At 72.0% G+C, this 13,440-nt stretch carries 9 protein-coding genes; all 9 read left to right on the plus strand.

Annotated elements, in window-relative coordinates:
- The coding region (locus tag ACZ7MY_RS38800; RefSeq protein WP_499609939.1) for a M4 family metallopeptidase at window positions 1-2,283 on the plus strand (2,283 nt) is incomplete at its 5' end.
- Window positions 2,284-2,409: 126 nt separating this feature from the next.
- Window positions 2,410-3,429: a helix-turn-helix transcriptional regulator gene (locus ACZ7MY_RS38805; protein WP_499609942.1), complete on the plus strand. Its 1,020-nt coding sequence runs from the start codon at window positions 2,410-2,412 to the stop codon at window positions 3,427-3,429.
- A 111-nt stretch (window positions 3,430-3,540) separates the two neighbouring features.
- On the plus strand, window positions 3,541-5,046 hold the full coding sequence (locus tag ACZ7MY_RS38810) for an aldehyde dehydrogenase family protein (RefSeq protein WP_499609944.1): 1,506 nt from the start codon (window positions 3,541-3,543) through the stop codon (window positions 5,044-5,046).
- A 411-nt stretch (window positions 5,047-5,457) separates the two neighbouring features.
- Window positions 5,458-5,547 carry a K(+)-transporting ATPase subunit F gene (kdpF, locus tag ACZ7MY_RS38815; protein WP_361812010.1) on the plus strand — a complete coding sequence of 30 codons (90 nt, stop codon included), beginning with the start codon at window positions 5,458-5,460 and terminating at the stop codon, window positions 5,545-5,547.
- The gene (gene kdpA, locus ACZ7MY_RS38820) at window positions 5,547-7,211 is read left to right on the plus strand and encodes a potassium-transporting ATPase subunit KdpA (RefSeq protein ID WP_499609948.1); all 1,665 of its coding nucleotides are present in this window, start codon (window positions 5,547-5,549) and stop codon (window positions 7,209-7,211) included. The genes kdpF and kdpA overlap by 1 nt, the downstream gene beginning before the upstream one ends.
- A complete protein-coding gene (kdpB, locus tag ACZ7MY_RS38825; RefSeq protein ID WP_499609950.1) occupies window positions 7,211-9,328 on the plus strand; it encodes a potassium-transporting ATPase subunit KdpB in 2,118 nt (705 codons plus the stop codon). Before kdpA ends, kdpB begins: the two co-directional genes overlap by 1 nt.
- 20 nt (window positions 9,329-9,348) lie before the next feature.
- Window positions 9,349-9,972 (plus strand): potassium-transporting ATPase subunit KdpC, encoded by a 624-nt coding sequence (kdpC, locus tag ACZ7MY_RS38830; RefSeq protein ID WP_499609953.1) that lies wholly within the window; start codon window positions 9,349-9,351, stop codon window positions 9,970-9,972.
- A 100-nt stretch (window positions 9,973-10,072) separates the two neighbouring features.
- On the plus strand, window positions 10,073-12,637 hold the full coding sequence (locus ACZ7MY_RS38835; RefSeq protein WP_499609956.1) for a sensor histidine kinase: 2,565 nt from the start codon (window positions 10,073-10,075) through the stop codon (window positions 12,635-12,637).
- A complete protein-coding gene (locus tag ACZ7MY_RS38840) occupies window positions 12,634-13,317 on the plus strand; it encodes a response regulator (RefSeq protein ID WP_499609959.1) in 684 nt (227 codons plus the stop codon). The genes ACZ7MY_RS38835 and ACZ7MY_RS38840 overlap by 4 nt, the downstream gene beginning before the upstream one ends.
- Window positions 13,318-13,440: the final 123 nt, after the last annotated feature.

A 13,440-nucleotide genomic window follows, 5' to 3' on the forward strand; every position in this document is an offset into this window, starting at 1 on the left:
AAGGGCGTGCTGGCCCGCCACGTCACCGTGCGCGGCACCGACCCCGCCACCGGCGCGCCCGTGGTCCAGGAGGTCTACGTCGACGCCGCCACCGGCGTCGCGGTCTTCGAGTACGGCGGCCTGTCCACCTTCGCCCCGGCCACCTCCGGCGCCGCCGGGCACCGCAGCGGCACGTCCATGCGCAGCGGCACCTCGATGCGGGACGGCGCTCCCGCCGCTCCCGCGAGCGGATCGGCGGGCGTCGTCGGCAGCGGGGTCCTCCTGCACGGCGCGACGGTGCCGCTGAACCTCACCAAGGACGCCGCCACCGGCCAGTACCTGCTGCGCGACAGCGCGCACATGGCCGGCAGCAAGAGCCACAACGTCATCCAGACCTGGGACGCCTCCAGCGTCTGGTACCAGGACGTGTCGGGCCAGTGGCCCGAGAGCGTCGTGCCGTTCGCGATGCCGACCACGAAGGCGCCGCAGGAGATGACCGACAGCGGCGCGGTCGACGCCCACTGGGCGGCCGGGAAGGTCTACGAGTTCTACCGCGGCACCTTCGACCGCGACAGCCTCGACGGCAAGGGCATGGCCATCAACTCCCTCGTCGGCGTGACGGACTTCGGCTCGCCGTTCGTCAACGCCTTCTGGGACCACACCAAGATGGTCTACGGCACCGGTGACGACGAGTACCGCTCGCTCGCCTCCGACCTGGACGTCGTCGGCCACGAGATGACCCACGGCGTCGTCGAGCACACCGCCGACCTGGTCTACGCCGGCCAGTCCGGCGCCATGAACGAGGCCGTCGCCGACTACTTCGGCAACGTCATCGACGTCACCGTCAACCGCACCCCGATGACCGACCCCGAGGCGAGCCTGATCGGCGGCGACCTCTGCCGCACGCTGGCACCGAAGGACTGCGCGTTCCGCGACCTCAACGACGGCGCCACCACGAAGGGCTTCCTCGGGCTGCCCCTCGGCTCCTCGTACGACAACGGCGGAGTGCACGTCAACTCCACGATCTTCAGCGGCGCGCTGTGGGACATCCGCGAGAGCCTGGGCGGCGAACTCGCCGACAAGATCGTCTACAAGGCGCTCACCTCCTACATCACCCCGCTCGACGGCTTCGACGAGGGACGTGACGCGGTCCTCGCCGCTGCGAAGTCGCTGCACGTCAAGGGCGACCGCATGGCGAAGGTCAAGCAGGCCTTCGACGCGCACGGCATCGTCCCCGGCTGGGAGAAGGCCCTCGGCCTGGACAGCGACGTCCTGCTCGGCCGCCTCGGCACCCTGATGTCGTTCGTCGGCACCGGCAACGCCCCCAGCGCGGGCGGGGACTGGTGGGCCGCCCCCAGGTCGGCCGGCGCCGACGGCACCGAGCCGTACGCCGTGTGGACGGGCCGCACCGACGGCAAGGGCAAGCCCCGAAGGATCTCCCCGGTCGACGGGCGCTCGCACCTCAGCCCCGTCACCGACGGCAGGCGCGTGGTCTGGGTGGCGGTCGGCGACGCCCCCGGCGACGACCCGTGGGCCCACACGTACGACATCCTGTCCGCGCCCGTCGGCGGCGGCCACGTCAAGACCCTCTACAGCACCGGCACGGAGATCAGCGGACTGAGCGTGGACGGCGACACGGTCGCCTGGTCCCGCCGCGACGAGGCGACCTCGCTGCAGCGGGTGCTGTACCTGAAGGGCGGCGACACCACGCCGCGTGAGGTGCCGCTCGGCCGGGACTACAACCAGGCGGCCGAACCCGCCGTCAAGGACGGGCGCATCGCGTACATCCACGACGGCATGTTCGACGGCGCCTACGGGGTCGTCATGGAGGTCTTCGACACCAGGACCGGCAGGACCACGGCCCTGGGCACGCCCTCGCAGCCGGAGTGGATCAGCACCCCGGTGATCACCGCGGCCGGCGTGTACTGGCTCATCGACACCGACTACACCGACGACGACTTCACCACCCTGCGCCGGGCGTCCCTCGACGGCTCCGCGGTCACCGACGTCATCGCGGAGAAGGGCCCGAACCCCGTCCGGGCGTACGGACTCACGGCGTCGGACACGGCGGTCACGCTGACCCTGTACGCCTCGTTCTCGCAGGTCTTCGACGACTACAACGACTCGCTCGCCAAGCTGTGGCAGTTCACCCCGCAGGGCGCCCCGCTGGGCCGGGTCTCCTGCAGCCACGGCCAGCAGTCGAACGCCGCCGCGGGCACCGGCAGCCGCGTCCTGTGGATGGACACCACCACCACGGACACCGACCTGGTGACCCGGGCCCGCCCCGCGGGCACCTGCCGCTGAGCGGCCGCGACACCGCACCACCCCGACGGGGGCCCGGCCCGGCGCACGCCGGGCCGGGCCCCCGCCGGCCGTTCCGCGAGGCGTACGATCATGAGCCGGCGCGGAGGTACAGGGGTGGCAGTCGGCATGGATGTCTGGTCGGGAGGTCCTTGGGCGGGGACGGGGCTGGACCCCCTGGGCGCCCGGGTCCTGGAGTACCTGGTGGGCCGTCCCACGGCGGACGCCGCCGCGGTGGCCGAGGCGGTCGGCACCTCCGCCGGCGAGGCCGAGCGGGCGCTGCGGGGCCTCGAGGACGAACTGCTGGTCATCCGCATCCCCGGCGGGGCCCCGCGCTGGAAGGCCGGCCCGCCGCGCTCGTCCCTGGGTTCGCTGCTGGCCCGCAGACGGAGCGAACTGGCCCGTACGGAGCTGTTCATGGAACAGCTCGACGAGCTCTACCGCTCCGCCGCGCGTCCCGGCGCGCCCGACCTGGTGGAGGTCCTGGAGCACGGCGACGAGGTCGCCGCCCGCTACGCGCTCCTGCTGAAGGGCAGCCGGAGCGAGGTGCTGCACCTGGCCAAACCGCCCTACGTGACGGGGACCGCGGACGACTCGGGGCACCGCGACCCCGACCGCACCGCGGTCGAACCGGGGGTGCGGCTGCGTTCGGTGTACGAGGCCGACGGCTTCACCGACGAGGTGTCCCTGGAGACGGCGATCCGGGGGACCGCGGTGGGCGGTGAATTCCGCCTCGGCACACGGCTCCCGGTCAAGCTGGCACTCTTCGACCGGACCACCGCCCTGCTCCCGCTGCACGGCGACCGGCCCTCGGCGGGCTCACTGGTGGTGCACTCGCCGGCTCTGATCGCGGTGTGCCTGGCGCTCTTCGAGGGCATCTGGGAGCGCGCGACGCCGGTCTCGCTGGAGAGCCGCCAGGACTGGCCCGTCGCGCGCCGCGAGCGCGAACCGGTCGAGACCGACGAACGGACGCGGGAGATCCTGCACCTCATGGCCACGGGCATGAAGGACGACGCCATCGCCCGGGTGCTGGGCGTGAGTCGCCGCACGGTGCAGAAGCACGTCAGCGAGGCGGGCACCGCCCTCGGCGCCCGGACGCGCTTCCAGATCGCCCTCCTCGCGCGCGAACGCGGCTGGCTGGACGGCTGAGTCGGCCACCCGCCCATGTGGCGGTTCCTTGGGCTGCGCTATACGCGCTGTTTGCCGATATAAAACATTCAATCACCATAAGCATTGCATATTGGTGCAAACCTGGACTGTATGCGAATTTCGGAGCTGTCGAATCCGTACGGCGCCACCGGCGCACGGCCGACCGCGGGCGAGATCGTGGACCGCCCGTGGCGCATGCTGATCGGCGGTGCGGCGACCGAAGCAGCCACGGGCGCCACCCTGGACGTCGTCAACCCCGCGGACGAGACGGTCGTGACCCGGGTACCCCTCGGCGGCGCCGAGGACGTGGACGCCGCGGTCGAGGCGGCGCTGAGGGCGGCGCCGGGCTGGGCGGCCACCTCCGTGACGGACCGGGCACGGGTGCTGGCCGCGCTCGCGGACGCGGTCGAGACGCACGGCGAGGAACTCGCCTGGACCGACACCTTCGACAACGGCACCCCGATCGGGGTCATGCGGGCCGACTTCCGCGCCGCCGTCGCCCAGCTGCGCTACTTCGCCGGACTCGCCCTGCAACTGCGTGGCGAGACCGTCCCCATGGCCGACCACGACTCCCTCGACTACACGCTGCGCGACCCCTTCGGCGTGGTCGGACGGATCATCCCCTGGAACCACCCCCTGCTGTTCGCGGCCGCCCGCATCGCCGCACCGCTCCTCGCCGGCAACGCCGTCGTCCTCAAGCCCGCCGAGGCGACCCCGCTGTCCGCGCTGCGCCTGGGCGAACTGGCCGCCGGCATCGTCCCGCCCGGGGTGCTGAACGTCGTGCCGGGCCTCGGCGCCGAGGCCGGCGAACGGCTGGTGACCCACCCGGACGTCCCGCGCATCGCGTTCACCGGTTCCTCCGCCACGGGACGCCGCGTCCAGGCGCGCGCGGCGAGCGGCGCGGTCAAGACCGTCACCCTCGAGCTGGGCGGCAAGAACCCGCTGATCGTCTTCGCCGACGCCGACGTGCACGCGGCGGTCGACGGCGCGATCGCGGGCATGAACTTCACCTGGCAGGGCCAGAGCTGCGGCTCCACCTCGCGGCTGCTCGTCCACCGCTCGCTGTACGAGGCCGTGGTGACCGAGGTGGGCAGGCGCATGGACGCCCTGCGCCTCGGCGACCCGGCGGACCCCGCCACGGACATCGGCCCCCTGGTCTCGGCGGAGCACTACCGCAAGGTGACCTCCTACATCCGCGCGGGGCTCTCCGACCCCGCCCTGCGCCTCGTCGCGGGCGGCAGCGCCCTGCACCGCCCCGGCTACTACGTCCGGCCCACCCTCTTCGCCGCCCCCGCCGGCCCCTCCGGGCCGCTCTTCCAGGAGGAGATCTTCGGCCCGGTGCTGGTGGCGGCGCCCTTCGACTCGTACGACCAGGTGATCGCCGAGGCCAACGCCCTGCCGTACGGCCTCACCGCCAGCGTCTGGACCACCGACCTGCACACCGCCCTGGCCGCCGCCCGCGACCTGCGGGCCGGCTACGTGTGGGTGAACGCCAGCTCGTCGCACCTCCCCGGAGCCGCCTTCGGCGGTGTGAAGAACTCGGGAGTCGGCCGCGAGGAGGGCATGCAGGAGCTGGAGTCCTACACCCAGCCCAAGAACGTCTACGTGCGGTTCTGACCCCGCTCCCCACCGCCGGGCCCCGGTCTCCCCTGCCGGCGGGCCCCGGCGGCGGTACGCGGCGCCGTCGCCGTTGACCGGCGGGCCCCGGCGCCCCCGGCCGCCCGCGCCGGAGCCCGCGTAGGGGACCCCCGCCCCGCCCGTCACCCGTTCGGACGGGCGGGCGTCAAAGTGGCGTCAAGCCGCTCCGGGGCCGCGTCAGGAACCCGCTAACGAACCCCGTGGGGGGCACCCCGGGGCGCTTCGCTACGTACACCGGTTTTTCACCGGCGCCGCGGGCCCGCCCGGGTACGCGGCCATCGTCCCCACTCGATCACCGGGGTGTCTCCGCATGCCAGATCTGGCCTTCATCGTCCTCACCGTCGTCGTCTTCGCCGTGCTCGGCCTCGTGGCCAAGGGGGCGGAGCGGCTGTGAGCGTCGAAAACGTCGTCGGACTCGTCGTCGCCGTGGCCCTGGTCGGTTACCTGGTGCTGGCGCTGATCTACCCGGAGAAGTTCTAGTGAACGACACCCTCGCGGGCTGGCTCCAGATCCTCGCGCTCGTCGGCGCGCTGGCCCTGTCCTACCGGCCGCTGGGCGACCACATCGCCCACACCCTCACCTCCGTCAAGCACCTGCGCGTCGAGCGCTTCGCCTACCGCCTCGGCGGGGTCGACGGCGACGCGGACCAGAAGTGGTCCGTCTACCTGCGGAGCGTGCTGGCCTTCTCGGCCGTCTCCGTCATGTTCCTCTACGGCTTCATGCGGCTGCAGAACCACCTGCTGCTCTCCATAGGCATGCCCGCCGTGACGCCCGGCGTGTCCTTCAACACGGCCGCCTCCTTCGTCACCAACACCAACTGGCAGTCGTACTCGGGTGAGTCCACGATGGGCCACCTGGTGCAGATGTCCGGCCTCGCGGTGCAGAACTTCGTGTCGGCCGCCGTCGGCATCGCCGTCGTCGCCGCCCTCATCCGGGGCTTCACGCGCAAGAAGACCGACCGCGTCGGCAACTTCTGGGTGGACCTCACCCGGATCGTCGTGCGCGTGCTGCTGCCGCTGGCCTTCGTCTTCGCCATCGTGCTGGTCGCGGGCGGCGCCGTGCAGAACTTCCACGGCGTGGACTCGATCTCGACCCTGATCGGCGACCACCAGAGCCTGACCGGCGGTCCGGTCGCCTCCCAGGAGGTCATCAAGGAGCTGGGCACCAACGGCGGCGGTTTCTACAACGCCAACTCCGCCCACCCCTTCGAGAACCCCAACGCCTTCACCAACTGGCTGGAGATCTACCTCCTGCTGGTGATCGCCACCTCCCTGCCGCGCACCTTCGGCCGCATGGTCGGCGACAACCGCCAGGGCTACGCGATCATCGCCGTGATGGGCGTCATCTGGGCCGCCTCGGTCGCCATCGTCACCGTCAACGAGCTGCACAGCGTGAGCAGCCAGGCCGGTCACGTGGCGGGCGGCATGATGGAGGGCAAGGAGCAGCGCTTCGGCGTGTGGGGCTCGGCGCTGTTCGCCGTGTCGACGACCCTCACCTCCACGGGTGCGGTCAACTCCTTCCACGACTCGTACTCGCCGATCGGCGGCGGGATGACGATCTTCAACATGATGCTCGGCGAGATCGCCCCCGGTGGTACCGGCTCGGGCCTCTACGGCATCCTCATCCTGGCGATCATCGCGGTCTTCGTGGCCGGTCTGATGGTCGGCCGCACCCCGGAGTACCTGGGCAAGAAGCTCGGCAGCCGGGAGATGAAGTTCGCCTCCCTCTACATCCTCACCACCCCGGCGATCGTGCTGATCGGCGCGGGCCTCGCCATGGCGCTGCCCGGTGAGCGGGCCGGGATGCTCAACACCGGTGCGCACGGCTTCTCCGAGGTGCTGTACGCCTTCACCTCGGCCGCCAACAACAACGGTTCGGCCTTCGCGGGCCTCACCGTCAACACCGACTGGTACAACACCGCGCTCGGTCTGGCCATGCTCTTCGGCCGCTTCCTGCCGATCGTCTTCGTCCTGGCGCTGGCCGGCTCCCTGGCCCGGCAGCAGCCGGTGCCCGCCACGGCCGGCACCCTGCCCACCCACCGGCCGCAGTTCGTCGGCCTGCTGACGGCCGTGATCCTGATCGTCGTCGGCCTCACCTACTTCCCGGCGCTGGCGCTGGGTCCGCTCGCGGAAGGTCTGTCCTGATGTCCCTGACCACCCTCGAACCCCCCGCTTCGCCGGGCGGCGCCCCGACCGAGCCTCAGCAGCCGCACCGGGTCTCCGGCGGCATGCTCGACCCGAAGCAGCTCCTCACGGCGCTGCCCGACGCGGTCAGGAAGCTCGACCCGCGGGTCATGATCAAGAACCCGGTCATGTTCGTGGTCGAGGTCGGCGCCGTCCTGACCACCCTCTCGGCGATCAAGGACCCGAGCATCTTCGCCTGGGTCATCACCGTGTGGCTCTGGCTGACCGTCGTCTTCGCCAACCTCTCCGAGGCCGTGGCCGAAGGCCGCGGCAAGGCGCAGGCCGAGACCCTGCGCCGCACGAAGACCGACACGGTCGCCCGCCGGCTCACCGACTGGCGGCCCGGCACGACCTCGGCCTTCGAGGAGGAGGTCCCGGCCTCGGGGCTGAAGCTCGGCGACCACGTCGTCGTCGAGGCCGGACAGATCATCCCCGGCGACGGCGACGTCGTCGAGGGTGTCGCCTCGGTCGACGAGTCGGCGATCACGGGGGAGTCGGCGCCGGTCATCCGGGAGTCCGGCGGTGACCGCAGCGCGGTGACGGGCGGCACCAAGGTGCTGTCGGACCGGATCGTCGTACGCATCACCTCCAAGCCCGGTGAGACCTTCATCGACCGGATGATCGCCCTGGTGGAGGGCGCGGCCCGGCAGAAGACGCCCAACGAGATCGCGCTGAACATCCTGCTGGCCTCGCTGACCATCGTCTTCCTGCTCGCCGTCGTCACGCTGCAGCCCTTCGCCATCTACGCGGGCGCCGAGCAGAGCATCGTGATCCTCGCCGCGCTCGTCGTCGCGCTCATCCCGACCACCATCGGCGGGCTCCTGTCGGCGATCGGCATCGCGGGCATGGACCGCCTGGTGCAGCGCAACGTGCTCGCCATGTCCGGCCGCGCCGTCGAGGCCGCCGGCGACGTCAACACCCTGCTGCTCGACAAGACCGGCACCATCACCTTCGGCAACCGCCAGGCCTCGGAGTTCCTGCCGGTCAAGGGCACCACCGCCGCCGAACTGGCCGACGCCGCGCAGCTGTCGTCGCTGGCCGACGAGACGCCCGAGGGCCGTTCCGTCGTCGTCCTGGCGAAGGAGAAGTACGGACTGCGCGAGCGTCACGAAGGCGAGCTGGGCCACGCCGAGTTCGTGCCCTTCACGGCGCAGACCCGCATGTCCGGCGTCGACGTCGACGGCCGCCAGGTCCGCAAGGGCGCCGCGTCCGCGGTGACCGCCTGGGTCGCCGACAACGGCGGCCGGACGGACGAGGAGGTGCAGTCGCTGGTCGACCGCATCTCGCAGTCCGGCGGCACGCCGCTCGTGGTGGCCGCCAAGGAGAACGGCGCGGCCCGGGTGCTCGGCGTCATCCACCTCAAGGACGTCGTCAAGCACGGCATGCGGGAGCGGTTCGACGAGTTGCGGCGGATGGGCATCCGTACGGTCATGATCACGGGTGACAACCCGCTGACGGCCAAGGCGATCGCCGACGAGGCGGGGGTCGACGACTTCCTGGCGGAGGCGACGCCCGAGGACAAGATGGCGCTGATCAAGCGGGAGCAGGCGGGCGGCAAGCTCGTCGCGATGACCGGTGACGGCACCAACGACGCCCCGGCGCTGGCCCAGGCCGACGTGGGCGTGGCCATGAACACCGGCACCTCGGCCGCCAAGGAGGCCGGGAACATGGTGGACCTGGACTCCGACCCCACCAAGCTGATCGAGATCGTGGAGATCGGCAAGCAGCTGCTCATCACCCGCGGCGCGCTGACCACCTTCTCCATCGCCAACGACGTCGCGAAGTACTTCGCGATCATCCCCGCGATGTTCGCCGCCGCCTACCCGGGCCTGGACAAGCTCAACATCATGCAGCTGCACAGCCCGACGTCGGCGATCTCCTCGGCGATCATCTTCAACGCCCTGATCATCGTCGTGCTGATCCCGCTCGCCCTGCGCGGCGTGCGCTACCGGCCGTCGTCCGCCTCGGCGCTGCTGAACCGCAACATCTGGGTCTACGGCCTGGGCGGTCTCGTGCTGCCGTTCGTCGGCATCAAGGTGATCGACCTGATCATCCAGTTCATCCCCGGCCTCAGCTGACAGAAGAAGGCGATTCCATCATGTCCGGCTCCCTGCCCGCCGTGGTCCGCAACCACGTGGCCGCCCTGCGGATGCTGCTGGTGTTCACGGTCCTCCTGGGCATCGCGTACCCGCTGGCCGTCACCGGCGTCGCCCAGGCGGCGTTCTCCGACCAGGCCAACGGCTCCAGGATCACCCAGGACGGCAAGACCGTCGGTTCCAGCCTCATCGGCCAGAACTTCACCCTCCCCAAGAAGAACCCGGACGACGCCGAGGAGGTCGCCCAGCCGGACCCCAAGTGGTTCCAGCCGCGTCCCGGCGGCTACGACCCGCTCGTCACCGGCGCCTCCAACCTCGGCCCGAACGACGAGGGTCTGGTGAAGACCATCAAGGAGCGCCGGGCGGCGGTCGCCGAGTTCGACGGCGTCGCCCCCGAGGACGTCCCGGTCGACGCGGTCACGGCCTCCGGCTCCGGTCTCGACCCCCACATCTCGCCCGAGTACGCCCGGGAGCAGGCCGAGCGGGTCGCCCAGGCGCGCGGCCTGGCGCCCGACACCGTGCGCAAGCTGGTGGACGACCACGTCCAGGGCCGGGTACTCGGCTTCCTCGGCGAGGAGCGCGTCAACGTCGTGGAGCTCAACCAGGCGCTCACCGCGCTGAAGTGACGTCGCGACACGGTCGGACCATCCGCACCACGCCGCCCGGCGGCGCAGGGACCACCTGCGCCGCCGGGCGGCGTGACACCCGTACAAGGAGGGACATCCGGTGACGCAGCCAGTCGTCCCGGCCCCGGCCGGCACCCCCCGGGGACGGCCCGGCAGACTCAAGGTCTTTCTCGGGGCGGCACCCGGAGTCGGCAAGACCTACCGCATGCTCGACGAGGCCCGCCGCCGGGCCGCCCGGGGCACCGACGTCGTCGTGGGGTACGTCGAGTGCCACAAGCGGCCACGCACCGAGGAGATGCTCGACGGCCTCGAGATCGTGCCCCGCGCCGAACGCGAGTACCGCGGCGGCGTCTTCGCCGAGATGGACCTCGACGCCGTCCTCGCCCGCGCGCCCGAGGTGGCGCTCGTCGACGAGATGGCCCACACCAACGTGCCCGGCGGACGCCACGCCAAGCGCTGGCAGGACATCGACGTGCTCCTCAGGGCCGGGATCGACGTGATCACCGCCGTCAACATCCAGCACCTGGAGTCGCTCAACGACGTCGTCGAGAAGATAACCGGCGTGCCGCAGCGGGAGACCGTCCCGGACGAGGTCGTCCGCCGCGCCGACCAGATCGAGCTGGTCGACATGCCCGCCGAGGCGCTGCGCCGCCGCATGGCCCACGGCAACGTCTACGCCCCCGAGAAGGTCGACGCGGCCCTGTCGAACTACTTCCGCGTCGGCAACCTCACCGCGCTGCGCGAACTGGCCCTGCTCTGGGTCGCCGGTCGGGTGGACGAGGCACTGCAGAAGTACCGCTCAGAACACGGCATCGGACGCGTCTGGGAGACCCGGGAACGCGTGGCCGTCGCCGTCACCGGCGGGCCGGAGGGCGAGACCCTCATCCGCCGTGCCGCCCGCATCGCCGCCCGCTCGGCCGGCGGGGACCTGCTCGCCGTGCACATCGTCCGCAGCGACGGTCTCGCCGACTCCTCACCCGCCGCCCTGGCCCGGCAGCGGGCCCTGGTGGAGAGCCTCGGCGGCACCTTCCACTCGGTCGTCGGCGACCACGTCCCCGACGCGCTGCTGGACTTCGCACGCGCCGAGAGCGCCACCCAGCTGGTGATGGGCACCAGCCGGCGCGGACGGGTCGCGCAGTTCCTCACCGGGCGCGGCGTCGGCGAGACCATCGTCGAACGCTCCGGCGACATCGACGTGCACATGGTCACCCACGAACGGGCGGGCCGCGGACGCCTCCTCCCCGTGCCCTCCAGCAGCCTGCCCCTGGCCCGCAAGGTGGCCGGCCCCGTCGCCGGATTCGTCCTCCCGGTACTGCTCACCACGGTGCTGGCCAACTACCGCGGGCACCTGAACCTCACCAGCGAGGCGCTGCTCTTCCTGCTGACCGTCGTGGGCGTCGCCTGCATCGGCGGCGTCGTCTCCGCGCTGCTCGCCTCCGTGACGGCCTCGCTGCTGCTCAACTACTACTTCATACCGCCCATCGGCCGGTTCACCATCGGCGAGACGAACAACGTGCTGGCACTGGCCGTCTTCGCGCTCGTCGCCTTCACCGTCGCGACGATCGTCGACCGCTCCTTGCGGCTGTCCAGACGCGCGGCCAACGCCACCGCCGAGGCGGAGACGCTGTCCTCCCTGGCCGGGAGCATCCTGCGCGGCGACCAGGCCGTCGAGGCCCTGCTGCAGCGGACGCGGGAGGCCTTCGGCATGGAATCGGCCGAGCTCGTGCACGGTTCCGGGGACGGCGCGGCGTGGGTGGACGACCCGGCGGAGGGCGTGGTGGCCGTGCCCGTCGGCCCCGACGACGTCCTCGTCCTGCGCGGCCGCCGCCTGGCGGCCTCGGAGCGGCGGGTGCTCATCGCCTTCGCCGGGCACGTGGCCTCCGCGCTGGAGCGGGCCCGGCTGGCCGAGGCCGCCGCCGAGGTGGAACCGGTCAGGGCGGCCGACCGGATGCGGACGGCGCTCCTCGCCGCGGTCAGCCACGACCTGCGCACCCCGCTCGCCGGCGCCTGGGCGGCCGTCAGCTCGCTGCGCAGCCGCGAGGTCGAGTTCTCCGCCGAGGACCAGGAGGAACTGCTGGCCACCGCCGAGGTGTCCCTGGACCGGCTCAACCGGCTGGTGGACAACCTCCTCGACATGAGCCGGCTGCAGGCCGGCGCCCTCAGCCTCGCCCTGGAGCCGACCTCCGTGGCCGAGGTGGCCTCGCTGGCCCTCGACAGCCTCGCCGAGAGCACCGTCCCCGTCACCCTCCAGGGCCTGGACGACATACCGTTCGCGCTGGCCGACCCGCCGCTCCTGGAACGCGTCGTCGCCAACCTGGTGACGAACGCCCAGCGGCACGCCCCGGCGGGCACCGGGGTCCTGTTCGGCGCCAGTGCCCTCGGCACGCGCATCGAGCTGCGCGTCGCGGACCGCGGCCCCGGACTGCGGCCCGCCGACCGGGAGCGCGTCTTCGAACCCTTCCAGCGGCTCGGCGACACCGACAACACCACCGGCCTCGGACTCGGGCTCGCCCTCTCCCGGGGGCTGACCGAGGCGATGGGCGGCACCCTCACCCCCGAGGACACCCCCGGCGGAGGTCTCACGATGGTCCTGTCCCTGCCCACCGCCGGCGGTCCGGACGAGGTGCCCGCCGCCCCCGCCGACGGGGATGAGGCACTCGCATGAGGCGCGTCCTGATCGTCGACGACGAGCCGCAGATCCTGAAGGCGCTGGAGATCAACCTGACGGCGCGTCACTACGCGGTCGCCACCGCGCCCGACGGGGCCACCGCACTGCTGCTGGTGTCCCGGCAGCCGCCCGACGCCCTCATCCTCGACCTCGGCTTGCCCGACATGGCCGGGACCGACATCATCCACGGCGTCCGGGCCTGGAGCCCGCTGCCCATCATCGTGCTGTCCGGACGGACCGGGCCGGCCGACAAGATCGAGGCACTGGACGCGGGGGCCGACGACTTCGTCACCAAGCCGTTCTCCATGGACGAGCTGGCGGCCCGGCTGCGCGCCGTCCTGCGCCGCCCGCCCGTCCTGGAGGAGCCGGAGACGGTCACCATCGCCGACTACCGGGTCGACCTGGGCGCGTTCACCGTCCGGCCCCGTTCGGGCAAGGGCGAGGCACCGAGGCTCACGCCCACCGAGTGGCGGCTGCTCGCCCCGCTGCTGCGCAACCCGGGGCGCCTGATCACCGGACGCCAGCTGCTGCGCGACGTGTGGGGGCCGGGCAACGAGAAGCGCACCAACTACCTGCGCGTCTACCTCGCCACCCTGCGGCACAAGCTGGAACCCGACCCGGCCCACCCGCGCCACCTGATCACCGTGCCCGGCATGGGCTACCGCTTCGAGCCCTGAGCGGCCGCACATGGAGCACCCCGCCCGGTGGGCCCACCGGGCGGGGTGCTCCATGTGCGGCCGCAATCGGCGTATGGCGTCGTGTTGTGGCGACGGGCGGTGTCCTGCGGGAGACGGCGGCGG

The sequence above is a fragment of the Streptomyces sp. NPDC111520 genome (assembly GCF_055635295.1).